Raw genomic sequence first — 25,539 nt, 5'->3', positions numbered from 1 at the left:
AGTGTTTCGGTGGTTATAGCGTTAGGGAAACGCCCGGTTACATTTCGAACCCGGAAGCTAAGCCTTTCAGCGCCGATGGTACTGCAGGGGGGACCCTGTGGGAGAGTAGGACGCCGCCGAACAATTTTTCAAAAGGTCGGATCCTGAACTTCGGTTCAGGGTCCGACCTTTTTTTGTTCCGCGTAACGTGTCGTTCACCCTGCGCACCGAACATCCCGTACATGGGAACCTCCGCAATGCTCAGGGCGGCCGGCGTCGGAGTCGGTGACGAGGTCGTCGTACCGGCCTTCGGGAACGTCGAGGTCGCCGAGGCAGTGACCCTGGCCGGCGCGCTCCCCGTGTTCGCCGACATAGACCCCGTGACCTACTGCCTGGACCCCCAGGCGGTCGAGGCGGCCGTAACCTCCCGCACCGCGGCCGTCGTTGTCGTCCACCGCTTCGGCCGGCGGGCCGACATCGGGCGGCTGCACGCCCTGGGGCAGCGGCACGAACTGCTGGTCCTGGAGCAGGGTGAGTCCGGGCTGGCGCCCGACGAGACGGCACAACGGCGGGAGCGGGCCGCCTACTTGGACACCAAGCTGAAGGGCGTGCGGACCCCGGACGGCGGGGACGGGCACACCTACCAGCAGTACGTGGTGCGGGTGCCCGGCAACGGCCGGCCCGACCGGGACGCCTTCGCACGCGCCCTGCGGGCCAAGGGAGTCGACTGCCGGGTACCGGTGAAGACGCCCGTGCACCGCCTGCCGGAATTCCGCCGCTGTGTGTCCCTGCCGCAGACCGAACGGGCCGCCGACGAGACGCTCGCGCTGCCCGTCGACGCCTCGCTGACCAAGCGGGAGATGCAGCGCGTCGCCACGGCCTGCAACGCCCTCGGCGGACTGCTCCAACCCGCCTTCTGACCAGCTCCCGAACGAATTTGGGAAGTCGGGCCGGTTCGGGGTACAGTTTCTTTGTCGCCGCGAGGGAAACCTCGAAAACGACAGGCCCCCATAGCTCAGTCGGCAGAGCGTCTCCATGGTAAGGAGAAGGTCAACGGTTCGATTCCGTTTGGGGGCTCGCTGATAAAAAGGCCCCACCCTTTCGGGTGGGGCCTTTTTGGTGTCCCGGGGCGGCCCCAAGCCGCCCCGGTTCAGCCCTCGTTGTGCTGGAGGCCCGGGACCCGCATCGCCAGAATGGCCATGTCGTCCGACGGGGCGTCGGACGCGAAACGTTCCACCGCGCGCATGATGCGCGCCGCGACCGCACCCGCGGTCAGACCCGTACACGTGGTGAGCACGTCGGCGAGGCCGTCGTCGCCCAGCATGCGGGAGCCCTCGCGGCGCTCGGTGACGCCGTCCGTGACGCAGAGCAGCACATCACCGGGGTCGAGGGTGACCCTCTCCTCGTACAGCTCCAGGTCCTCGATGACGCCCAGCAGGGGCTGCGGTTCGGCGGCCGGGGTGACCGTGCCGTCCTGGCGCAGGCGCAGCGGCAGCGGGTGGCCCGCGCAGACCACCTTCAGCTCGGCGCTGCCGTCCGGCTGGGGCCGCATCTCGCCGTAAAGGAGCGTCAGGAATCGGCTGCGGTCGCCCTCGTCCAGAATGGCCGAGTTCAGCCGTTCCAGGACGGCGGGGCCGCTGAGTCCCTCGCGGGCCAGCAGACGCAGGGCGTGCCGGGCGAGACCGGTGACCGCCGCCGCGTTGGGTCCCGTACCGCAGACGTCGCCGATGGCGAAGCCGTAGGCGCCGTTGCCGATGGGGAAGAGGTCGTAGAAGTCGCCGCCCACCTCGTTGCCCTCGCCGGCCGCGCGGTAGATGACCTCCACCTCGACGCCGTCGATGTGCGGGGTGCCGGGCGGCAGCAGGCTGCGCTGGAGGGCCTGGCTGATGGCCGTGCGCTCCGAGTACAGGCGGGCGTTGTCCAGGGCGAGAGCGGCCCGGCGGGACAGGTCCTCGGCCAGTTCCAGGATCTCCTGGCGGAAGTGTTCGTCGGTGGGCTTGCCGAGGACCAGCATGCCGATGACCCGGTTGCGGGCGACGAGCGGCAGGACGACCGTTTCGCCACCGACCGCGGAGGCCGTGGCGAGGGTCGGGCCGATGCCCGCGGTGATCCGGTCCGTGGGACCGCCGGACAGGCCCAGGGTGCGCATGGAGGTGCGCAGGGCGGCCTGGTGGGCGACCTCGCCCGGGACCGTCCACACCCGGGCACCGGGCGTGGGCACCGGGTCCGGCGGGGCGACCTTCGACAGCAGCGACTTGATGCCGTCGATGAGTTCCTCGTCCTCGTGCAGCACGTAGGACAGATACGGGTCCGACGCCTGGTCGGCGATGGTGTAGACGGCGCACCAGGTGGCCAGGGTGGGGACCGTCATCTGGGCCATGAGGGCGAGCGTCTGGTCGCGGTCCAGGGTGCCGGCCAGCAGGTCGGACGCCTCGACCAGGAAGCTCAGGGAGCCGCGCCGCAGCCGCTCCAGCTCGCCGAGACGCGCCGACTCCACGGCCAGGGCGATGCGGTCGGCGGCGAACTGGAGGCGCAGCGCCTCCTCGTTCGAGTACCTGCCCGACGCCTCCGCCGCGACGCCGAGGGAGCCGGTGAGCCGGCCCTCGACCTTCAGCGGGACGGTGACGACCGAGCGCATGCCGGTGCCGCCGAGCAGCGGGACGGCGCCGGGGACGGCGGCGAGGTCGTCGTGGACGGCGGGCATGCGGGCGGAGCCGTAGCGGCCGGGGCCGGCCTCCACCGGGACGCGGGCGAAGCGCTGGCGGGCGGAGGGCAGCCCGGTGGAGGCGCGGACCTCCAGCTCGGTCTCGTCGTCCGTGGCCAGCAGCAGGAACGCGGAGTCGCCGTCGAGCATGTCGCGGGCGCGCTCCACGGTGCGCTGGAGCAGTCCGTCGAGGTCGTCCGGGGCGGGGGAGCCGATGAAGACCTCGAAGGGGTCGGTGCTCTGGCCGTCCTGGCCGGTGCCCTGGTCGCCGGCCGGGACCCGGGTGGGTGTCTGGAGCACGGCGCGCTCGTGGTCGCGCACCAGCAGGCACACGGTGGAGGGCTCGCCGCCGCTGTCGCGGACCCGCAGGTGGGAGGCGTACACCTGGATGACGCGGCCGTCGGCGCCGCGCATGCCGTAGCCGCCCTCCCAGCGGGAGAGCTGGAGGGCCTCGGCGATGCCGGTGCTGGTGCCCGGGGTGTGCGGCCAGGCGGCGAGTTCGGTCAGCGGCCGCCCGACGGCCTCGGCGGCCGGGTGGCCGAAGAGGTGGTCCGCGTCCTCGTTCCAGGAGGTGATGGTCCCCTTGCGGTCGACCTGGAGGACGGCGACGCGGACCCGGCCATCGGCCACGGGCAGCAGGTCGGCGGGGAGCGCGGGTCCGGCGGTACGGGTGCCGACCGGCCGCTCGGGCAGGTTGAGCTGGAACCAGACGTGCTTGTGGGTCGGCGTGTAGTCGACGCCCCAGCGGGTGGCCAGGGCCGCGCAGAGCTGGAGGCCGCGGCCGCCCTCGCGCTCGGGGCTGGCCATGGGGCTGGCGGAGGTCTGGAGCGGGACCTCGCGCTCGGGGTAGTGGTCGGAGACCTCGATGCGCACCCCGTCCTCGGTGCGCAGGCAGAGCACCTCCGCGTGGGTGCCCGCGTGGACGACCGCGTTGGTCACCAGTTCGCTCGTGAGAACGACGGCGTCGTCGACGATGTCGGCGAAGCCCCAGCCCTGGAGGGTGTCGCGGACGAAGGACCGGGCGGTCGCCACGGAGCGTCCGACGGGCTCGAAACTGGCGGCCGCACGCGCGGTGATCACAGAACTCCTCGGCCGGTTGTCGGCGGGCAGGGCGGACGGGCCGGCCGGGTCGAGCCGCTGCTGCGGCATCGGCGCGTCGGTCGGCCGCTGCTCGGGGGCTGTCCCCCGGGATCAGTCCGGTGGTCATGGTCTGCGGCCGCCCCTCCGATGCCCGCTCGTACTGGTGCCACCGCCCAGGCCGGACGGGACCGGTGCGGCTGGACAGCCGGATGCAAGGTTACTTACCTTCGCCGTCCGAGCGGGTGCCGGTCGCCGGTGTTTACCCCCCCAGGGTGTGCGGACGATGTGCGAAGCTGCCGAACTGTTATGGCCCGGTTCGGGCAGGGTGAAACACTGGGCAGGCTTCTGATGAAGGTCGGGTCGCGCCGCGTGCGTTCCGCGCACGGTGGGCAGCAGCCCTTGGTGTGGCCGGATCTCATCTGGGAGAAATACGCAGCAGTAACCGGTACAGGGTCGATCCCCCGGGAGGGACACAGTGGAGTCTGGCGCAGCGACGCGTGGCAGCAAGACGCGCGCGAAGGGCGGACCGTCCCAGGGCAGGAGTGGCGGCACCACCGAGGTGGACACCGCCGCGCTGAACCGGCTGCTGGCGGCCCTTGTGTCGATGCGTGACGGGAACTTCCGCAAACGCCTGACGGTCTCCGGGGACGGCGTGATGTCGGAGATCTCGGCGGTCTTCAACGAGGTGGCCGACCGCAATCTGCATCTGACCGGTGAGCTGTCCCGGGTGCGGCGCATGGTCGGACGTGAGGGAAAACTCACGGACCGGCTGGAGACGGGCGCCTGCGAGGGCTCCTGGGCGACGGCGATCGACCACTCCAACGCGCTGGTGGACGATCTCGTACGACCGGTCTCCGAGGTCGGCCGGGTGCTGACCGCGGTCGCGGAGGGCGATCTGTCGCCGCGCATGGAGCTGCGGACGCAGGCGCCGGACGGCGGCACCGGGCATCCGCTGCGGGGCGAGTTCCTGAAGGTCGGCCGTACCGTCAACAACCTGGTCGACCAGTTGTCGACGTTCACCGACGAGGTCACCCGGGTGGCCAGCGAGGTCGGTACCGAGGGCAAGCTCGGCGGCCAGGCGCGGGTGCGGGGCATGTCGGGCTCCTGGAAGGACCTGACGGAGTCCGTCAACACGATGGCGGACCGGCTCACCGCGCAGGTGCGGGACATCGCCCTGGTGACGACGGCGGTCGCCAAGGGTGATCTGTCGCGCAAGGTGACCGTGCATGTCGCGGGCGAGATGCTGGAGCTGAAGAACACCGTCAACACGATGGTCGACCAGCTCTCGGCCTTCTCCTCGGAGGTCACGCGGGTGGCCCGGGAGGTGGGTACCGAGGGCATCCTCGGCGGCCGCGCGCAGGTGCCCGAGGTGGCCGGCGTGTGGAAGGAGCTGACCGACTCCGTCAACACGATGGCGGGCAACCTGACCGCCCAGGTGCGCGGGATCTCGCAGGTCACCACGGCGGTGGCGAACGGTGATCTGTCCCAGAAGGTGACGGTGCAGGCGCGCGGCGAGGTGGCGCAGCTCGCCGAGACGATCAACCAGATGACCGAGACGCTGCGGATCTTCGCGGACGAGGTCACGCGCGTGGCCAACGAGGTCGGCGCGGAGGGCCGGCTCGGCGGGCAGGCGAACGTGCCGGGCGCGGCCGGGACCTGGAAGGACCTGACGGACTCCGTCAACACGGTGTTCCGGAACCTGACGACCCAGGTGCGGGACATCGCCGCCGTGACGACCGCGGTGGCCAACGGCGACCTCTCGCAGAAGGTCACCGTGGACGTGGCCGGCGAGATGCTGGAGCTGAAGAACACCGTCAACGGCATGGTGGACCAGCTGTCGTCCTTCGGCGCCGAGGTGACGCGGGTCGCGCGGGAGATCGGGGTCGAGGGCGAGCTGGGCGGCCAGGCGCAGGTGCCGGGCGCGGCGGGGACGTGGAAGGACCTGACGGACTCCGTCAACACCGCGTTCCGAAACCTCACCGGCCAGGTGCGCAACATCGCCCAGGTGACGACGGCGGTGGCCAACGGCGATCTGTCGCAGAAGGTCACCGTGGACGTCTCCGGCGAGATGCTCAAGCTGAAGAACACCGTGAACACGATGGTGGACCAGCTGTCGAGCTTCGCCGACCAGGTGACGCGGATGGCGCGGGACGTGGGTACGGAGGGCCGGCTCGGCGGTCAGGCCCAGGTGGACGGTGTGTCGGGCACCTGGAAGGAGCTGACGGACTCCGTCAACTTCATGGCCGGAAACCTCACGTCCCAGGTGCGCAATATCGCCCAGGTGACGACGGCGGTGGCCAACGGCGATCTGTCGCAGAAGATCGACGTGGACGCGCGGGGCGAGATCCTGGAGCTCAAGGACACGATCAACACCATGGTCGACCAGCTGTCCGCCTTCGCCGACCAGGTGACCCGGGTGGCCCGGGACGTGGGTACGGAGGGCCGGCTCGGCGGGCAGGCGCAGGTGCCCGGTGTCGCCGGTGTGTGGCGTGACCTGACGGACTCGGTGAACGGCATGGCCGGGAACCTGACGGCCCAGGTGCGCAACATCGCGCAGGTCGCCACCGCGGTGGCGGGCGGTGACCTCTCCCAGAAGATCACCGTGGACGCGCGCGGCGAGATCCTGGAGCTGAAGAACACCCTGAACACGATGGTGGACCAGCTGTCGTCGTTCGCCCAGGAGGTCACCAGGGTGGCCCGTGAGGTGGGTACGGAGGGCATCCTCGGCGGTCAGGCCGAGGTGCAGGGGGTCTCCGGCACCTGGAAGGACCTCACGCAGTCGGTGAACTTCATGGCGAACAACCTGACGATCCAGGTGCGCAACATCGCCGAGGTCACGACCGCGGTCGCCAAGGGCGATCTGTCGAAGAAGATCACGGTGGACGCCAAGGGCGAGATCCTGGAGCTGGTCACGACCGTCAACACCATGGTCGTCCAGCTGTCGTCGTTCGCCGAGCAGGTGACGCGGGTGGCCCGTGAGGTGGGTACCGAGGGCATGCTCGGCGGCCAGGCGCATGTGCCGGGGGTCACGGGCATCTGGAAGGACCTGAGCAACAACGTCAACCTGATGGCCAACAACCTGACCATGCAGGTGCGCAACATCTCCCAGGTGGCCTCGGCGGTCGCCAACGGCGATCTGACGCGGCAGGTGACGATCGAGGCGAGCGGCGAGGTCGCGCAGCTCGCCGACACCATCAACACGATGGTCAAGACGCTGAGTTCGTTCGCCGACCAGGTCACCAAGGTGGCCCGCGAGGTGGGCACGGACGGCATCCTGGGCGGCCAGGCGCATGTGCCGGGCGTGGCGGGCACCTGGAAGGACCTCACCGAGTCGGTGAACCAGATGGCGTCCAACCTGACCGGCCAGGTGCGCAACATCGCGATGGTCACCACGGCCATCGCCAAGGGTGATCTGACCAAGAAGATCGACATCGACGCCCGGGGCGAGATCCTGGAGCTGAAGACGACGATCAACACGATGGTCGACCAGCTGTCCAGCTTCGCCGAGGAGGTCACCCGCGTGGCCCGCGAGGTGGGCACGGAGGGCCAGCTGGGCGGTCAGGCGCGGGTGCGGGACGTGGACGGCACCTGGCGGGACCTGACGGAGTCGGTGAACGAGATGGCCGGGAACCTGACCCGGCAGGTGCGCGCCATCGCGCGGGTGGCGACCGCGGTGACCCGCGGCGACCTGAACCTGAAGATCGACGTCGACGCGTCCGGCGAGATCCAGGAACTCCAGGACTACATCAACAAGATGATCGCGAACCTGCGCGACACCACGATCGCCAACAAGGAGCAGGACTGGCTCAAGGGCAACCTGGCGCGCATCTCCGCCCTCATGCAGGGCCGCCGCGACCTCCAGGACGTGGCCTCGCTGATCATGAGCGAGCTGACGCCGGTGGTCTCCGCGCAGCACGGCGCGTTCTTCCTGGCGATGTCCCGCATGGAGGGCAAGGACGCCGGTGACGGCAGGGACGCCTACGAGCTGCGGATGCTGGGGTCGTACGGCTACTCGATGGGCTCCATGCCGACGTCGTTCCGGCCCGGTGAGGCGCTGGTCGGTACGGCCGCCCAGGAGAGGCGCACCATCCTGGTCTCGGACGCGCCGAGCGGTTATCTGAAGATCTCCTCCGGGCTCGGAGAGGCCCCGCCCGCGCAGGTGATCGTGTTGCCGGTGCTGTTCGAGGACACCGTGCTCGGGGTGATCGAGCTGGCCTCCTTCACGCCGTTCACGCAGATCCAGAAGGACTTCCTGAACCAGATCGCCGAGATGATCGCGACCAGCGTCAACACCATCTCGGTCAACACCAAGACCGAGCTGCTGCTGGAGCAGTCGCAGGAGCTGACCGAGCAACTGCGTGAGCGCTCGGCCGAGTTGGAGAACCGGCAGAAGGCGCTCCAGGACTCCAACGCCGAACTGGAGGAGAAGGCCGAGCTGCTGGCCCGGCAGAACCGGGACATCGAGGTGAAGAACACCGAGATCGAGGAGGCGCGGCAGGTCCTGGAGGAGCGCGCCGAGCAACTCGCGGTGTCCATGCGCTACAAGAGCGAGTTCCTGGCCAACATGTCGCACGAGCTGCGTACGCCGCTGAACTCGCTGCTGATCCTGGCCAAGCTGCTCGCCGACAACGCCGAGGGCAATCTGTCGCCCAAGCAGGTCGAGTTCGCCGAGACCATCCACGGCGCGGGATCCGATCTGCTCCAGCTGATCAACGACATCCTGGACCTCGCGAAGGTCGAGGCGGGCAAGATGGACGTCTCGCCGACCCGGATCGCGCTCGTCCAGCTCGTGGACTACGTGGAGGCCACCTTCCGGCCGCTGACCGCGGAGAAGGGCCTGGACCTGTCGGTGCGGGTCTCCCCGGAGCTGCCCGCCACGCTGCACACCGACGAGCAGCGGCTGCTCCAGGTGCTGCGCAACCTGCTGTCCAACGCGGTGAAGTTCACCGACTCCGGGTCGGTGGAGCTGGTCATCCGGCCCGCGGGCGCGGATGTGCCGCGCAACATCCGGGAGCAGTTGCTGGAGGCGGGCTCGCTCACCGATCCGGACGGCGAGCTGATCGCGTTCTCGGTGACGGACACCGGGATCGGGATCGCGGCCAGCAAGATGCGGGTGATCTTCGAGGCGTTCAAGCAGGCGGACGGCACCACCAGCCGCAAGTACGGCGGCACCGGCCTCGGCCTGTCGATCTCCCGGGAGATCGCGCAGCTGCTCGGCGGTGAGATCCACGCGCAGAGCGAACCGGGCCGCGGCTCCACGTTCACGCTGTACCTGCCGCTGTACCCGAGCGAGCTGCCGCCGCAGGGCTACCAGCAGTCCGTGGCCCCGCTGGAGGCCGGCGACCTGGCGGCCTCCGAGGACGAGCAGTCCTCGCAGCTGTCCGCCTCCGAGATCGAGACGCCGGCCGAGGTCAAGTCGTACCTGGAGATGCAGAACGGGCCCGCGGCGCTCTTCCGGCGCCGCAGGCGGAGCCTGCCGCAGGGCGAGCAGCGCGCCGAGCAGTGGGCGGCGGTGCCCGAGCAGGACGGCGAGCCGCAGTCCGCGCGCGGGGTGCGCTTCGGTGGCCAGAAGGTGCTGATCGTCGACGACGACATCCGCAACGTCTTCGCGCTCACCAGCGTCCTCGAACAGCACGGCCTTTCGGTGCTGTACGCCGAGAACGGCCGCGAGGGCATCGAGGTCCTGGAGCAGCACGACGACGTGGCGGTCGTCCTGATGGACATCATGATGCCGGAGATGGACGGCTACGCGACGACCACGGCGATCCGCAGGATGCCGCAGTTCGCCGGGCTGCCGATCATCGCGCTGACCGCGAAGGCGATGAAGGGCGACCGGGAGAAGGCGATCGAGGCGGGCGCCTCCGACTACGTGACCAAGCCCGTCGATTCGGACCACCTACTGGGCGTGCTCCAGCAGTGGATGGGGGGGAAGTGACGGGATCGGCCGACCAAGGTGTGAACACCCGGGGAACCCCCGTCCGGTGCGCGGAGTTGTGCGCTTAAGGTGGTTGGCACGTATGGGAACGTGGGGTTCCGGGAACCATCCGGGTTCCCGCCGCGTTTCCGCTGTGTGCACGGTGACATCGCGGTGACAGGGTGTGTCGACAAGCGGGGTGCGGCTACGATGACCGGCACAAGGACGGGCGGCGAAAGGGAGTCGTCCCCTGGGGCGGCGCCCGGTGTACCGCCGGGGCGAGGAGGGCGGGCCATGGTGCAGAAGGCCAAGATCCTCCTGGTCGATGACCGGCCGGAGAATCTGCTGGCGCTGGAGGCCATCCTCTCTGCGCTCGATCAGACGCTGGTGCGGGCATCGAGCGGGGAGGAAGCGCTCAAAGCACTGCTCACGGACGATTTCGCGGTCATTCTGCTGGACGTCCAGATGCCGGGCATGGACGGGTTCGAAACAGCGGCGCACATCAAGCGGCGCGAGCGGACCCGGGACATCCCGATCATCTTCCTCACCGCGATCAACCACGGCCCGCACCACACCTTCCGGGGTTACGCGGCCGGCGCGGTGGACTACATCTCCAAGCCGTTCGACCCGTGGGTGCTGCGCGCCAAGGTCTCGGTGTTCGTCGAGCTGTACATGAAGAACTGCCAGCTGCGCGAGCAGGCGGCGCTGCTGCGGCTCCAGTTGGAGGGCGGCGGCAAGGGCGCGGTCGGCGGCAAGGAGTCGGCCGGACTGCTCGCCGAGCTGTCCGCGCGGCTCGCGGCCGTCGAGGAACAGGCGGAGGCGCTGTCCAAACAGCTGGACGACGACTCCGCCGACGCGGCCGCGGTCGCCACGGCGGCCCATCTGGAGCGCAAACTCACCGGACTGCGCCGCGCCCTCGACGCCCTGGAACCGGGTACCGGCGCGGGTGGTCCCGCGGTGTCACCGGCCAACTGAGGCGTCCCGAGGCTCCTGTTGCCCATGAAGCCACGTCAGTTCCGTGCCCCGGCAGGGGCGACACGAACGGGTGAAGCTGTGGGCACACGTGTCCGTCGTCGTCTCCCCCGGTAACCTCACACCCATGGCCTCACGTCCCTCCGCAGCCAAGAAGCAGCCCGCGAAGAAGGCTGTCGCTCCCGCGAAGGGTCCGGTGAAGAAGGCCGCCGCCGCGAAAAGGGCCCCGGCCAGGAAGGCGCCCGCCAAGAAGGCGCCCGTCCGCAAGGCCGCGGTCAGGAAGCCGCCGCCGAGGCCGGTGGCCAGCCCCACAGGGGGCGTGTACCGCATGGCGCGCGCCCTCTGGCTCGGGCTCGCGCACGCGGTCGGCGCCGTCTTCCGCGGCATAGGACAGGGCGCCAGGAACCTCGACCCGGCCCACCGCAAGGACGGCGTGGCGCTGCTGCTGTTCGGCATCGCGCTGGTCGTCGCCGCCGGCACCTGGGCCGACCTCAAGGGCCCCGTCGGCGACCTGGTGGAGATCCTGGTCACCGGCGCCTTCGGCCGGCTCGACCTGCTGGTGCCGATACTGCTCGCGGTGATCGCCGTACGACTCATCCGGCACCCGGAGAAGCCGGAGGCCAACGGGCGGATCGTGATCGGCCTGTCCGCGCTCCTGATCGGGGTGCTCGGCCAGGTCCACATCGCGTGCGGCTCGCCCGCCCGCGCCGACGGCATGCAGGCCATAAGGGACGCCGGCGGCCTCATCGGCTGGGCGGCGGCCACCCCGCTGACGTACACCGTGACCGAGATGCTCGCCGTGCCGCTGCTGGTGCTGCTCACCGTCTTCGGGCTGCTCGTGGTGACCGCCACGCCCGTCAACGCCATCCCGCAGCGGCTGCGCGCCCTCGGGGTGAGCCTCGGCGTGCTGCACGAACACGAGCCGGAGGACTTCGGCGAGGACGACGAGCGCTACGAGGAGCAGTGGCGCGAGGCGCTGCCCGCGCGCTCCCGCGGCCGCTCCGGCGGCCCCCGGGCGTACGACCCCGACGACGCCGAGGAAGAGGCCCTCTCCAGCCGTCGCGGGCGCCCCAGGCGTTCCGCGGTACCCCAGCCGGATCCGCGGCGCCGGATGGACGCCGTGGACGTGGCCGCCGCCGCTGCCGCCGCGCTCGACGGCGCCGTGCAGCACGGCCTGCCGCCGTCCCCGCTGGTCGCCGATCTCACCCAGGGCGTCAGCGTCGGCGACCGCGAGGAGACCACGCCGGTCCCGGTCCCCGACGAGCCCGCGGCCGTGCCGGCCCCGCCGGCCGCCGCCAAGGCCGCCGCCCCGCCCGCCAAGCCGGTCCCGGCCGCCCGCCCCGAGCAGGGCAGGGGCTCCGTCGTTCCCGACCTCACGAAGAAGGCTCCCGAGGAGCCGCGCGAGCTGCCCGCGCGCGCGGAGCAGCTGCAGCTGGCCGGCGACATCACCTACTCGCTGCCCGCCCTGGACCTGCTCCAGCGCGGCGGGCCGGGCAAGGTGCGCAGCGAGGCCAACGACGCCATAGTCGCCTCGCTCACCCAGGTCTTCACCGAGTTCAAGGTCGACGCGGCCGTCACCGGCTTCACCCGCGGCCCGACGGTCACCCGCTACGAGGTCGAGCTCGGCCCGGCCGTCAAGGTCGAGCGGATCACCGCGCTCACCAAGAACATCGCGTACGCCGTCGCCAGCCCGGACGTGCGGATCATCAGCCCCATCCCCGGCAAGTCCGCGGTGGGCATCGAGATCCCCAACACCGACCGGGAGATGGTCAACCTCGGCGACGTGCTGCGGCTCGCGGAGTCCGCCGAGGACGACGATCCGATGCTGGTCGCCTTCGGCAAGGACGTCGAGGGCGGCTACGTCATGCACTCGCTGGCGAAGATGCCGCACATGCTGGTCGCCGGCGCCACCGGCTCCGGCAAGTCGTCCTGCATCAACTGCCTGATCACCTCGATCATGATGCGGGCGACGCCGGAGGACGTGCGGATGATCCTGGTCGACCCCAAGCGGGTCGAGCTGACCGCCTACGAGGGCATCCCGCACCTGATCACGCCGATCATCACCAACCCCAAGCGGGCCGCCGAGGCGCTCCAGTGGGTGGTGCGCGAGATGGACCTGCGCTACGACGACCTCGCGGCCTACGGCTTCCGGCACATCGACGACTTCAACCGGGCCGTGCGCGAGGGCAGGACCAAGTCGCCGGAGGGCAGCGAGCGCGAGCTCCAGCCGTACCCGTACCTGCTGGTGATCGTGGACGAGCTGGCCGACCTGATGATGGTCGCCCCGCGCGACGTCGAGGACTCGATCGTGCGCATCACCCAGCTCGCGCGCGCCGCCGGCATCCACCTGGTGCTCGCCACCCAGCGCCCCTCCGTCGACGTGGTCACCGGTCTGATCAAGGCCAACGTGCCCTCCCGGCTCGCCTTCGCCACCTCCTCGCTGGCCGACTCCCGGGTCATCCTCGACCAGCCCGGCGCCGAGAAGCTGATCGGCAAGGGCGACGGCCTCTTCCTGCCGATGGGCGCCAACAAGCCCACCCGTATGCAGGGCGCCTTCGTGACCGAGGAGGAGGTCGCGGAGGTCGTACGGCACTGCAAGGCGCAGATGACGCCGGTCTTCCGGGAAGACGTCACGGTCGGCACCAAGCAGAAGAAGGAGATCGACGAGGACATCGGCGACGACCTGGACCTGCTGTGCCAGGCGGCCGAACTCGTGGTGTCCACCCAGTTCGGGTCCACGTCCATGCTCCAGCGCAAGCTGCGCGTCGGCTTCGCCAAGGCCGGCCGGCTGATGGACCTCATGGAGTCCCGCAACATCGTGGGACCCAGCGAGGGGTCCAAGGCGCGCGACGTTCTGGTGAAACCCGACGACCTGGACGGCGTGCTCGCCGTGATTCGCGGCGAATCCGAGGGATAGTAATAAGAGCCGCCCGGTTCCGCACGACGAACGCCGGGCGGAGGTACGCCGTGATGCGTTCGTTCCGGCGTGACCGAGTCGTGCCGTCGTGCTGCGTCCGTGCCCGCCGTGATCCACCCGTTAGAGAGCGGCGGGCAACCGTTTCCCTTTGCCCTACGTCAAGTTGAGCGAGAGGACAGGTAAGCGTCCCATCCAGGGGTATGCGCCTGTCCAGCCTTCGGAGTGTCGGGCCATTCCGATGGCGTAGAAGTTCCTACCGCCCGGTTGCCCCACCCTTTCGTACCCCCCTAGACTGAGCTTCCAGCACAGGTGGCTACACGCTCGAAAGGCGCCCCCGTGTCCCTCGGCAACTCCCCTGAAGACGAGCGTCCCTTCCCAGACGAGTCCCAGGAAGCCCGAATCTCCGTGGGCCGTGCCCTCCATCAGGCGCGGATCGCGGCCGGGCTCACCGTGGACGACGTCAGCAGCGCCACGCGTGTCCGCCTCGCCATCGTGCACGCCATCGAGGCGGACGACTTCGGCCTCTGCGGCGGCGCCGTGTACGCGCGCGGCCACATCCGAAACCTGGCCAGGGCCGTCCATCTCGATCCCGAGCCGTTGGTCGCCCAGTACGACGCCGAGCACGGCGGCCGGCCCGCGCCCACCCCGGCCGCGCCCCTGTTCGAGGCCGAGCGGATCCGCCCCGAGCGCCGGGGCCCCAACTGGACCGCGGCGATGGTCGCCGCGATCGTCGTGGTGATCGGTTTCGTCGGCTTCACCGCGGTCAAGGGCGGCGACGGCTCGAGCGACTCCAAGTCGCAGCTCGCCGAGGGCACCACGCCCGCCGCCGGCAAGTCGGCCTCGCCCGCGCCCACCAAGGCCAAGCCCGTCGACCCGGCCCCGGAGCCCACCGACAGCGCCATCGCGGCCGCCCCGCAGGACAAGGTCACCGTCCAGGTCAGCGCGCCCGACGGACGCAGCTGGATCTCGGCCAAGGACCACAACGGGCGGATGCTCTTCGACGGTCTGCTGGACAAGGGCCAGTCCAAGACCTTCCAGGACAGCGCCAAGATCAACCTGATCCTCGGCGACGCCGGCGCGATCGAGCTGTATGTGAACGGCAAGAAGATCGAGAACAACTTCCGGCCCGGCGCCGTGGAGCGCCTGACGTACACCAAGGGCGACCCGGTCGCGGGCTGATCCGGCCCGCCGCGCACCCCGCCGACGGGGTCGGCCGACCTCGGCCAACCCCGTCGACAGGGCTGTCGGTGAGACAAAGTACTCTTGAGCCCATGCCTGAACGCCGTACCGTCGCACTCGTCACTCTCGGCTGCGCTCGTAACGAGGTGGATTCCGAGGAGCTCGCAGGCCGTTTGGAGGCGGACGGCTGGCAGCTGGTCGAGGACGCCGAGGACGCCGACGTCGCCGTCGTGAACACCTGTGGCTTTGTCGAGGCCGCCAAGAAGGACTCCGTCGACGCCCTCCTGGAGGCCAACGACCTCAAGGGCCATGGCAGAACCCGGGCCGTCGTGGCGGTGGGCTGCATGGCCGAGCGGTACGGCAAGGAACTGGCCGAGGCGCTGCCCGAGGCCGACGGTGTGCTCGGCTTCGACGACTACACCGACATCTCCGACCGCCTCCAGACCATCCTGTCCGGCGGCATCCACGCCGCGCACACCCCGCGCGACCGCCGCAAGCTGCTGCCGATCAGCCCGGCCGAGCGCCAGGACCAGGCCGCCTCGGTCGCGCTGCCCGGCCACGGCCCCACCGACCTGCCCGAGGGCCTGGCGCCCGCCTCCGGCCCGCGCGCGCCCCTGCGCCGCCGGCTGGACGGCGCCCCGGTCGCCTCGGTGAAGCTCGCCTCCGGCTGCGACCGGCGCTGCTCCTTCTGCGCCATCCCGTCCTTCCGCGGCTCCTTCATCTCCCGCCGCCCCAGCGATGTGCTCAACGAGTCGCGCTGGCTGGCCGAGCAGGGCGTGAAGGAGATCATGCTGGTCTCCGAGAACAACACGTCGTACGGCAAGGACCTGGGCGACATCCGCCTGCTGGAGTCCCTGCTGCCCGAGCTGGCCGGGATCGACGGCATCGAGCGGGTCCGGGTGAGCTACCTCCAGCCGGCCGAGATGCGCCCCGGGCTGATCGACGTACTGACCTCGACGCCCAAGATCGCGCCGTACTTCGACCTCTCCTTCCAGCACTCGGCGCCCGCCGTGCTGCGCTCCATGCGCCGCTTCGGTGACACCGACCGCTTCCTGGAGCTGCTCGACACCATCCGCTCCAAGGCCCCCGAGGCCGGTGTGCGCTCCAACTTCATCGTCGGCTTCCCCGGCGAGAGCGAGGCGGACCTCGCCGAGCTGGAGCGCTTCCTGACCGGCGCCCGCCTGGACGCCATCGGCGTCTTCGGCTACTCCGACGAAGAGGGCACAGAGGCGGCCACGTACGACAACAAGCTCGACGAGGACGTCGTGGCCGAGCGGCTGGCCCACATCTCCCGGCTCGCCGAGGAACTGGTCTCGCAGCGCTCCGAGGAGCGCGTCGGCGAGACGGTGCACGTCATGGTGGAGTCGGTGGACGAGGAAGAGGGTGTGTACGGCCGCGCCGCGCACCAGGCGCCCGAGACCGACGGCCAGGTGCTGCTCACGAGCGGCGAGGGCCTCGCCGTGGGACGTATGGTCGAGGCGAAGGTGGTCGGTACGGAGGGTGTCGACCTGGTGGCCGAGCCGCTGACCGGCTCGCTCGCGTGTAGTGAGGAGGCGGGCAGATGACCGGAGTCCCGGCATCCGCCGCGGGCGGCTCCTCCGGCGCGCAGGGCGCACGGGGCACCGCCGCCGCTGCCGACGGCGTGGCGTCCGAGGTCTCCGGTTCCGCGTCCGCTCCCGGCCGCCGGTCCGCTGCGGCCGGTCACTCCGCTTCCGGCCGGTCCGCCGCCGGCGCGGACGCCACGGCTGAGGACAGGCCCGCGCGCGGCGGCAAGATCACGGCCGCGGCGGTCAACCAGGCGAGCGTATGGAACGTCGCCAATCTGCTGACCATGCTCCGGCTGGTCCTGGTGCCGGGTTTCGTGGCGCTGATGCTGGCGAACGGCGGCTACGACCCGGCCTGGCGCTCGCTGGCCTGGGCGGCCTTCGCCATCGCCATGATCACCGACCTGTTCGACGGTCATCTCGCGCGGACCTACAACCTGGTCACCGACTTCGGCAAGATCGCCGACCCCATCGCCGACAAGGCGATCATGGGGGCGGCGCTGATCTGTCTGTCCTCCCTCGGCGATCTGCCGTGGTGGGTGACGATCGTGATCCTGGGCCGGGAACTCGGCATCACACTGATGCGTTTTCTGGTCATTCGCTACGGCGTGATCCCGGCCAGCCGCGGCGGCAAGCTGAAGACCCTGACCCAGGGCGTGGCCGTCGGCATGTATGTGCTGGCGCTCACCGGGTGGCTGGCCACCTTGCGGTTCTGGGTGATGGCCGCGGCGGTCGTCCTGACCGTTGTCACCGGCCTCGACTACGTAAGACAAGCCATTGTGCTGCGCAGGCAGGGAATCGCCGAGCGCGCGGCGGCGTTGGAGGAGACGGAAGCGTGAGTTCCCCGGCCACCGAACTGGTGCGACTACTGACGGTGAGGGGCGAGACCCTCGCGGTCGCCGAGTCGCTCACGGGTGGCCTGGTGGCGGCGGAGATCACCGCGGTACCCGGAGCCTCCAAGGTGTTACGGGGCTCGGTCACCGCCTACGCCACGGAACTCAAGCACCGGCTGCTGGGCGTCGACGCCGCCCTGCTGGAGCGGTGCGGAGCGGTGGACCCGCAGGTCGCGGCCCAGATGGCGGCCGGGGTGCGCAAGGCGCTGGACGCCGACTGGGGCATCGCGACCACCGGAGTCGCGGGCCCCGACCCGCAGGACGGACAGCCCGTCGGCACGGTCTTCGTGGCCGCTGACGGACCGCTGACGGCCCCCGCGCCGTCCGCCGGTGGCGGAAAAGTGGAGGCCCTGCGGTTGAACGGCAGCCGTACGGAAATCCGTAGAGAGAGTGTACGGAGCGTACTCGCCCTGCTTCTGGAGCGGATCGCGGGCGAACAGTTCGGGAATGAGCGGGCACAGGATACGGAACGGAACGGGGGGTTTTGATGTTTGCAGCCCTGAGTGAACACGACATCGCTCCCCGCACGGCCGCAGCGCGAGGCGGTACGGTGGGGCGTGAAGGATGCGGCTACGCGGTCCGAGGAGGGAGCCACCGATGATTCTGCTCCGTCGCCTGCTGGGTGACGTGCTGCGTCGGCAGCGCCAGCGCCAGGGCCGTACTCTGCGCGAAGTCTCCTCGTCCGCCCGAGTCTCACTCGGCTATCTCTCCGAGGTGGAGCGGGGGCAGAAGGAGGCTTCCTCCGAGCTGCTCTCCGCCATCTGCGACGCGCTGGACGTACGGATGTCGGAACTCATGCGTGAAGTGAGCGACGAACTGGCGCTCGCCGAGCTGGCCCAGTCCGCCGCGGCCACCGAGCCCGTACCCACGCCGGTCCGTCCGATGCTGGGTTCCGTCTCGGTGACCGGTGTGCCACCGGAACGGGTGACCATCAAGGCACCCGCGAAGGCGGTGGACGTGGTCGCCGCCTGACCCTCGCGGCGCCGCGCCCGACGGGCACAGCCAGACACAGCCAGACATGGACGAGGCCCCGGCCGGGCTTCTCGGGAAGATCCCCGGGAGCCTGGGCGGGGCCTCGTGCTGTGCGCCTGTATGCGCCCGGTGCCATGCACGCGGTGCTTTACATCCGTACGTGTGTATATATGCGCTTCCATGCGTCCGTTTGCCGGGTTTCGGTGGGGCGGTCATGGTGGAGGGACGTGGCGGCCGTGCGGGCCGTCGGAGCGCCGGAGGAAGCGGATGTACGTCGTGAAGAGCCCGTTGGCCGACGCGGACCTGAAGACCGTGGCCGAGGCGCTGCAAGGTGCCCTGGTCGATCTGGTGGACCTGTCCCTGGTCGCCAAGCAGATCCACTGGAACGTCGTCGGGCCCCGCTTCCGCTCCATCCACCTCCAGCTGGACGAGGTCGTCGCCTCCGCCCGCACCCACTCCGACACGGTGGCCGAACGCGCCTCCGCGCTGGGCGTCCCGCCCGACGGCCGCGCCGCCACGGTTTCCTCGACCAGCGGCATCAAACCCACTCCGTCCGGCTGGATCAAGGACGGGGACGCGGTCGGGGCGATGGTGGACGCCCTCGGCTCGGTCATCACTCGGATGCGGGAGCGCGTGCACGCGACCGAGGAGCCCGACCCGGTGTCCCAGGACATCTTCATCCAGATAACCGCCGACCTGGAGAAGCATCACTGGATGTTCCAGGCGGAGAACGCGTAGCGTCCGCCGGTGCCGCCGGGTAGCGGGTGCGAGCCGGCGTCCGGCGGGAGGTGGCGCGCATGACGGGGCGGGCGGTGCGCCGGACGCTGGCGCTGGCATGCGGCGCGCTCTGGTGGTGGGCCGTGCTGCGGCTCGCCCTCGGACAGGGCGCGGGCGTGCTGGAAGCCGCCGTCGCGGCCGGCGGCTGGGGGCTCAGCGTGCTGCCTGTCCACTGCGCGCCGAAGGGAAAGGCGGAGGGGGAACTGCCCCCGGGGCGGTGGGTGGCCGCCTGGCGGGCGGGAAAGGCCGGTACGGGTGTCGACGCCGACGGGCCGCCCCCGCGAGGGCGTCCGGGGGAAATCGCCGACCCGTGAGGCGCCGGTACCCGTGAGCGGTCGGGTTCGACGGGTGCGTCAGCGGGTGGGCCGATCGAGGTACGACGGTGTCGCTACCCGGCGGTACGACGGTGACGCTCGTGCCGGCGCTGGGGGGTGCCCCGCGCCGGGGCGGGGCCGGTCTGGCAGGCGGGGCACCAGTAGGTGGGGCGGTCCTGGGAGCCGTCGCCCTGGTCGGCCACGCGGACCTGGGTGCGGCAGCGCAGACAGGGGCGGTGCGTGCGGCCGTACACGAACAGGTCCTGGTGGCGCAGGCCCGTGGTCCGGCGGACCGGGCGGTCGCGGTTGGCCTCCAGCAGCCGGTGCGCGAGGCCGGGCAGCTTCTCGGCGCGGTCCGCGGGGAGCGCTCCGACCGGCAGCCAGGGGGTGACGCCGAGCAGGAAGCACAGCTCGCTCTTGTAGACGTTGCCGATGCCCGCCAGATTGCGCTGGTCGAGCAGGGCCTCGCCGAGGGGGCGGGCGGGGTCCGTGCGCAGATTGGCCAGCGCGCGCTCCGGGTCCCAGTCGGGGCCGAGCAGATCGGGGCCGAGATGGCCCACCACCCGCTCCTCCTCGCTGGTGCGCAGCAGTTCGAGCACTGGGAGGCGGTATCCGACGGCCGTCCGGTCGGCGGTGCCCAGGATCACGCGGATCTGGTGCCCGGGGCCGCCGCGCCAGCGCTCGCCCGTGCCGTACACCTTCCAGGCGCCCTCCATGCGCAGATGCGTGTGCAGGGTCAGGCCGCCCTCGAAGCGGGTGAGCAGATGTTTGCCGCGCGGAACCGTGCTCAGTACCCGGCGGCCGGTGAGATCGACGGTCGCGTACTTCGGCACCCGGAAGTCGCTGCGGATCAGCACCTCACCCGCGAGCGCCTCGTGCAACCGCCGCGCGGCCCGCCAGACCGTGTCACCTTCGGGCATGGGTCAAGGGTGCCATGAGGGGAGGGCGTCGGCGGGGGCCAGCCCCCGGCGTCGGTGGCCGACGGGGAGCGTCGTTCGGCTCGCAGCCCAACTCGTACTTCGGCTCGTACTCCGGTTCACGCCCTGAGGCGCTCCCCCGGGGGTGGGCGCGGAGCCTGCTGCCTCTAGCAGGGTGCTTTTGGGGGAGGCCGCGTGCTCAGTTGGGGAGGCCGTCCGGTCCGGTGGCCTTGGCCCGGCGGCTCCGGGGCCTTGCGGCCCTGGCTCTGCGGGCCGCCCTGGCTTCGCAGCCCGACCTGTACGCCGGTTCGCACCCCGCTTCACACCCCGGTCCGCACCCCGGCTCACGCCCTCAGGCGCAGCCCCCGTGGGGTGGCCACAAAGCCCGCTGTCTCCAGCAGGGTGCCTATGGGGGAGGTCAGGGCCGGGGTGCCGTTGATCCGTTCCACGGTGACCGTGCCGAGGGAGCCGGCGCGGGCGGCGGCGGCCAGGGCTTCGGCGGCCGTCCGCAGACGGGGGTCGTCCGTGGCCCCGGTGTCCGGGGTGATCGGCCAGGCGAGGAGGGTCTTGCCGCCGCGCTCCATGTACAGGTTCAGCTCGCCCTCCACGAGGACGACCAGGGAACCCGCCTTGCGGCCCGGCTTGTGCCCGGCGCCGGTCGGCGGCTCGGGCCAGGACAGGGCCGCGCCGTAGGCGTTCGCCGGATCGGCCGCCGCGAGGACGACGGCACGGGAGTCGGGGGAACGGTCCCGGCCGTGGCCCCGCTGCGGGCCCCGGTCCCCCAGGGGGAGCCCGAGCCGTAGCCGGTGGACCCGCCGCCCCGTGGGCCGCCGTAGCCGGGGGCGGAGAAGGGGTCGGCGAGGTCGCGGGCGGAGTCATGGCCACCTTGCTCGGACGGCGGCCAGGTGAAGTCGCCGTCGAGACCGGGGTGGGCGAGGCCCGCGTCGGCGCCCGAGGAGGACGGGCTGTGGCCGTGCGGGTCGCCGTCGCCGGCGGGGAAACCGTTCGGGCCGGTGGATCCGGGTGCCGGGAAGCCGCCCACCGGGGCGGGCGGGGACTCGCCCCGGTCCCGCGCGTTGGACACCGCGCGCAGCCGGTCCACCGCGCCGTCCATGGCGAACTGGGCCGCGCCGAGCCCCTCGACCACATAACCGCGTCGGGCCTGGCCGCTGTCCTCGAAGGCGGACAGCACCCGGTACACCGCCGAGAAGCCGCCCTCCACGCCCTCCGCGGCGACCGCGCCCCGGGTCACCACGCCGTGCCGGTCCAGCAGGGTGCGGGCCAGCGCGTGCGCGCGCACGGTGGGGTCCGGCTCGGCCGCGGGCAGCAGGGACCAGCGTCCCGCGACGGTCGGCGGGCCGGTACGGGAGGCCGTGCGCGCCGCGGCCGTCAGGGAGCCGTAGCGCCCGCGCGGTACGGCGCGCTTGGCCCGGTGGGCGGTCGAACCCGCCGTACGGCCCGAGCCCAGCAGGGAGCGCATCGGCGCCAGCGTGTCGTTGGTGAGCCGGCCCGACCAGGCCAGGTCCCAGAGGGCGTCGGCCAGTTGGGGATCGGTGGCGTCGGGATGCGTGGTGGCGCGGACCTGGTCGGCGATCTGCCGGAAGAACAGGCCGTAGCCACCGGACAGCGTGTCCAGGACGGACTGGTGGAGCGCGGTCAGCTCCAGCGGGTGCGGCGGCGGGAGCAGCAGCGGTGCCGCGTCCGCCAGATAGAGGGAGACCCAGCCGTCCTTGCCGGGCAGGGCGCCCGCGCCGGCCCACACCACCTCGCCGGCCGCGGTCAACTCGTCCAGCATCGACGGCGTGTAGTTCGCCACCCGGGACGGCAGGACCAGCTTCTCCAGCGCGGAGGCGGGCACCGAGGCGCCCTGCAACTGCTCGATCGCGCGCACCAGCCCGTCGACTCCGCGCAGGCCGTGGCCCTTGCCGAGGTGCTGCCACTGCGGCAGGAACTGGCCGAGCGCGGCGGGCGGTACCGGCTCCAGTTCGTGCCGCAGGGCCGCCAGGGAGCGGCGGCGCAGCCGCCGGAGCACCGTGGCGTCGCACCACTCCTGGCCGATGCCCGCCGGATGGAACTCGCCCTGCACCACCCGGCCGCTCGCGGCGAGCCGCTGGAGGGCGCCGTCGGTGATGGCCGCGCCCAGGCCGAAGCGGTCGGCGGCGGTGGCCGAGGTGAACGGACCGTGTGTGCGGGCATAGCGCGCGAGGAGGTCGCCCAGCGGGTCCTTGACCGGCTCGGTGAACGCCTCGGGGACGCCGACGGGCAGCGCGGTGCCGAGCGCGTCGCGCAGCCGGCCCGCGTCCTCGATCGCCGCCCAGTGGTCGGCGCCGGAGATCCGGACCTTGATCGCCCGGCGGGCCCCGGCCAGCTCCCGCACCCAGTGCGGATCGGCGCCCCGCGCGACCAACTCGGCCTCGGTGAGCGGGCCGAGCAGCCGCAGCACATCGGCGACGCCCTCCACGTCCTTGATCCGGCGGTCCTCGGTGAGCCACTGGAGTTCGCGCTCCAGGTCGGTCAGCACGTCGGCGTCGAGCAGCTCGCGCAGCTCCGCCTGGCCGAGCAGTTCGGCCAGCAGCCGGGAGTCCAGGGAGAGCGCGGCGGCCCGGCGCTCGGCCAGCGGGGAGTCGCCCTCGTACAGGAACTGGGCGACGTAGCCGAACAGGAGGGAGCGGGCGAAGGGGGACGGCTCCGGGGTGGTGACCTCGACCAGGCGCACCGCGCGGGACTCGATGTCGCCCATCAGCTCGGCCAGGCCCGGCACGTCGAAGACGTCCTGGAGGCATTCGCGGACGGCCTCCAGAACGATCGGGAACGAACCGAACTCGCTGGCCACCTGGAGCAGTTGGGACGCGCGCTGGCGCTGCTGCCACAGCGGGGTGCGCTTGCCGGGGCTGCGGCGCGGCAGCAACAGGGCGCGGGCGGCGCACTCGCGGAACCGGGCGGCGAACAGGGCCGAGCCGCCGACCTGTTCGGTGACCACCTGGTCGACCTCGCCCTTGTCGAAGGCGACGTCCGCCGCGCCCACGGGCGGCTGCTCGCTGTCCGCGGGGAAGGGCGCGCCCGGCTTCACGGGCTCCTGGTCGAGCAGGTCCAGGCTCATCAGGTCCGCGTCGGGCAGGCGCAGCACGATGCCGTCGTCGGCGTGCATCACCTGGGCGTCCATGCCGTACCGCTCGGACAGCCGGGCGCCGAGCGCGAGCGCCCAGGGGGCGTGCACCTGGGCGCCGAAGGGGGAGTGGACGACGACCCGCCAGTCGCCCAGTTCGTCACGGAAGCGCTCCACGACGATGGTGCGGTCGTCCGGGACATGGCCGCACGCCTCGCGCTGCTCCCGCAGATACGCCAGTATGTTGTCCGCCGCCCACGCGTCCAGGCCCGCGGCGAACAGCCGCGGCCGGGCGTCGTCCTCGGGCAGCGAGCCGACCTCGCGCAGGAACGCGCCCACCGCGCGGCCCAGTTCGAGCGGGCGGCCCAGCTGGTCGCCCTTCCAGAACGGCAGCCGGCCCGGCACGCCCGGCGCGGGGGAGACCAGGACCCGGTCACGGGTGATGTCCTCGATACGCCAGGAGCTGGTGCCCAGCGTGAAGACATCGCCCACCCGGGACTCGTAGACCATCTCCTCGTCCAGCTCGCCGACCCGGCCGCCGCCCTTCTTGGGGTCGCTGCCGGCGAGGAAGACCCCGAACAGGCCGCGGTCCGGGATGGTGCCGCCGGAGGTGACGGCCAGCCGCTGGGCGCCGGGGCGGCCGGTGACGGTGCCGGTCACGCGGTCCCACACCACCCGGGGGCGCAGTTCCGCGAACGCGTCCGACGGGTAGCGGCCCGCGAGCATGTCGAGGACCGCGGTGAACGCCGACTCCGGGAGCGAGGCGAAGGGGGCCGCGCGGCGGACCATGGCGAGCAGGTCGTCGAACTGCCAGGTGTCCAGGGCCGTCATGGCGACGAGTTGCTGGGCGAGCACGTCCAGCGGGTTCGCGGGCACCCGCAGGGACTCGATGGCGCCCGAACGCATCCGCTCGGTCACCACGGCCGCCTGCACCAGATCGCCCCGGTACTTGGGGAAGACCACACCGGTGGAGACGGCGCCCACCTGGTGACCGGCGCGGCCCACGCGCTGGAGCCCGGAGGCCACCGAGGGCGGGGACTCCACCTGGACGACGAGATCGACGGCGCCCATGTCGATGCCCAGCTCCAGGCTGGAGGTGGCGACCACGGCGGGCAGCCGGCCCGCCTTCAGGTCCTCCTCGACCAGCGCGCGCTGCTCCTTGGACACCGAGCCGTGGTGCGCCCGGGCGATCACCGGGGGCGCGCCCTGGGCCGCGCCCGAGCCGCCCATCAGCTGGGCGGGGGAGTGGTGGTCCGCCAGCGGCTCGCCCGTCGCGCGCTCGTACGCGATCTCGTTGAGCCGGTTGCACAGGCGCTCGGCCAGGCGGCGGGAGTTGGCGAAGACGATGGTGGAGCGATGCGACTGGACCAGGTCGGCGATCCGCTCCTCCACATGCGGCCAGATCGACGGCCGCTCCCCGCCGTCGGCCGCGTCGGTGGCGGGGGAGCCGCCCAGCTCGCCCATGTCCTCGATGGGTACGACGACCGAGAGGTCGAACTCCTTGCCGGACTCCGGCTGGACGATCTCCGTCTTGCGGCGCGGCGAGAGGTAGCGGGCGATCTCGTCCACCGGGCGCACGGTCGCCGACAGGCCGATCCGGCGGGCGGGCTTCGGGAGCAGTTCGTCGAGGCGCTCCAGGGAGAGGGCGAGATGCGCGCCGCGCTTGGTGCCCGCGACCGCGTGCACCTCGTCAAGGATCACCGTCTCCACGCCCGTGAGCGCGTCGCGGGTGGCCGAGGTCAGCATCAGGAAGAGCGACTCGGGGGTGGTGATCAGGATGTCCGGCGGCCGTGTGGCCAGCGCGCGGCGCTCGGCGGCCGGGGTGTCGCCGGAGCGGATGCCGACCTTGACCTCGGGCTCCGGCAGGCCGAGGCGGACGGACTCCTGGCGGATGCCGGTCAGCGGGCTGCGCAGATTGCGCTCGACGTCGACCGCGAGGGCTTTCAGCGGCGAGACGTACAGCACCCGGCAGCGCTTCCTCGGGTCGGCCGGGGGCGGGGCCGAGGCCAGCTGGTCCAGGGCGGCGAGGAACGCGGCCAGCGTCTTGCCGGAGCCGGTCGGCGCGACCACCAGCACATCGGAACCCGCGTGGATGGCCTCCCACGCGCCCGCCTGGGCCGCGGTGGGCGCGGAGAACGCCCCCGCGAACCAACCGCGGGTCGCGGGGGAGAAGCCGTCGAGTGCCCGGTGTGCGGAGCTGACCATGCGTCCATCCTGCACCCGCCCACTGACAATCGTGCTGACCTGCGCAAATGCCTCGCCGTCGGGGGT

Annotated in this window: 12 protein-coding genes, 1 tRNA gene, 1 rRNA gene and 2 pseudogenes; 13 read left to right on the top strand and 3 right to left on the bottom strand. The window is 71.6% G+C overall.

Features of this window, described 5'->3' with window-relative positions; genetic code table 11:
• Positions 1 to 5: 5 nt before the first annotated feature.
• The 3 genes from rrf to GHR20_RS10040 all read left to right on the top strand — a co-directional run bounded on the left by rrf (position 6) and on the right by GHR20_RS10040 (position 1,056).
• A 5S ribosomal RNA gene (rrf, locus tag GHR20_RS10050) occupies positions 6 to 122 on the top strand.
• A 114-nt stretch (positions 123 to 236) separates the two neighbouring features.
• Positions 237 to 899, top strand: a complete 663-nt coding sequence (locus tag GHR20_RS10045) for a DegT/DnrJ/EryC1/StrS family aminotransferase (protein ID WP_111580765.1) — start codon at positions 237 to 239, stop codon at positions 897 to 899.
• Positions 900 to 983: 84 nt separating this feature from the next.
• Positions 984 to 1,056, top strand: a tRNA-Thr gene (locus GHR20_RS10040).
• A gap of 73 nt (positions 1,057 to 1,129) precedes the next feature.
• On the opposite strand, the pseudogene GHR20_RS10035 reads toward GHR20_RS10040, so the two are convergent.
• Positions 1,130 to 3,890 (bottom strand): annotated as a pseudogene (locus GHR20_RS10035) (SpoIIE family protein phosphatase).
• A gap of 348 nt (positions 3,891 to 4,238) precedes the next feature.
• Here GHR20_RS10035 and GHR20_RS10025 point away from each other — a divergent pair.
• From GHR20_RS10025 to GHR20_RS09980, 10 genes are all read left to right on the top strand, one after another.
• Positions 4,239 to 9,698: a HAMP domain-containing protein gene (locus GHR20_RS10025; protein ID WP_153812984.1), complete on the top strand. Its 5,460-nt coding sequence runs from the start codon at positions 4,239 to 4,241 to the stop codon at positions 9,696 to 9,698.
• 273 nt (positions 9,699 to 9,971) lie between these two features.
• The gene (locus tag GHR20_RS10020) at positions 9,972 to 10,652 is read left to right on the top strand and encodes a response regulator (RefSeq protein WP_085566856.1); all 681 of its coding nucleotides are present in this window, start codon (positions 9,972 to 9,974) and stop codon (positions 10,650 to 10,652) included.
• Between the two features lie 124 nt (positions 10,653 to 10,776).
• Complete coding sequence (locus tag GHR20_RS10015; protein ID WP_187279270.1) at positions 10,777 to 13,566, top strand: DNA translocase FtsK; 2,790 nt, start codon at positions 10,777 to 10,779, stop codon at positions 13,564 to 13,566.
• 336 nt (positions 13,567 to 13,902) lie between these two features.
• Positions 13,903 to 14,745: a helix-turn-helix domain-containing protein gene (locus tag GHR20_RS10010; RefSeq protein WP_111580768.1), complete on the top strand. Its 843-nt coding sequence runs from the start codon at positions 13,903 to 13,905 to the stop codon at positions 14,743 to 14,745.
• A gap of 92 nt (positions 14,746 to 14,837) precedes the next feature.
• Positions 14,838 to 16,310 (top strand): 30S ribosomal protein S12 methylthiotransferase RimO, encoded by a 1,473-nt coding sequence (gene rimO / locus GHR20_RS10005; protein ID WP_111580769.1) that lies wholly within the window; start codon positions 14,838 to 14,840, stop codon positions 16,308 to 16,310.
• Positions 16,307 to 17,128 carry a CDP-diacylglycerol--glycerol-3-phosphate 3-phosphatidyltransferase gene (gene pgsA, locus GHR20_RS10000; protein WP_153812983.1) on the top strand — a complete coding sequence of 274 codons (822 nt, stop codon included), beginning with the start codon at positions 16,307 to 16,309 and terminating at the stop codon, positions 17,126 to 17,128. The genes rimO and pgsA overlap by 4 nt, the downstream gene beginning before the upstream one ends.
• Entirely contained in the window at positions 17,125 to 17,670 is a 546-nt protein-coding gene (locus tag GHR20_RS09995; RefSeq protein ID WP_153812982.1) for a CinA family protein, read from the top strand. The genes pgsA and GHR20_RS09995 overlap by 4 nt, the downstream gene beginning before the upstream one ends.
• A 109-nt stretch (positions 17,671 to 17,779) precedes the next feature.
• Entirely contained in the window at positions 17,780 to 18,154 is a 375-nt protein-coding gene (locus tag GHR20_RS09990) for a helix-turn-helix transcriptional regulator (protein ID WP_070026017.1), read from the top strand.
• A 267-nt stretch (positions 18,155 to 18,421) separates the two neighbouring features.
• Entirely contained in the window at positions 18,422 to 18,892 is a 471-nt protein-coding gene (locus GHR20_RS09985; RefSeq protein WP_153812981.1) for a DNA starvation/stationary phase protection protein, read from the top strand.
• A 59-nt stretch (positions 18,893 to 18,951) separates the two neighbouring features.
• Positions 18,952 to 19,245, top strand: a complete 294-nt coding sequence (locus GHR20_RS09980; protein WP_153812980.1) for a hypothetical protein — start codon at positions 18,952 to 18,954, stop codon at positions 19,243 to 19,245.
• A 74-nt stretch (positions 19,246 to 19,319) separates the two neighbouring features.
• Here GHR20_RS09980 and GHR20_RS09975 read toward each other — a convergent pair whose 3' ends face one another.
• Both GHR20_RS09975 and GHR20_RS09970 read right to left on the bottom strand, forming a co-directional pair.
• Positions 19,320 to 20,165 carry a DNA-formamidopyrimidine glycosylase family protein gene (locus tag GHR20_RS09975; RefSeq protein ID WP_153812979.1) on the bottom strand — a complete coding sequence of 282 codons (846 nt, stop codon included), beginning with the start codon at positions 20,163 to 20,165 and terminating at the stop codon, positions 19,320 to 19,322.
• A 341-nt stretch (positions 20,166 to 20,506) separates the two neighbouring features.
• A pseudogene (locus tag GHR20_RS09970) lies at positions 20,507 to 25,473 on the bottom strand (ATP-dependent helicase).
• Positions 25,474 to 25,539 lie beyond the last annotated feature (66 nt).

It is taken from the genome of Streptomyces sp. SUK 48 (assembly GCF_009650765.1).
In the GTDB taxonomy this organism is placed as follows: domain Bacteria; phylum Actinomycetota; class Actinomycetes; order Streptomycetales; family Streptomycetaceae; genus Streptomyces.
Note: the sequence above shows the minus strand (reverse complement) of the source record. Positions and strands in the feature narration are given on the sequence as shown.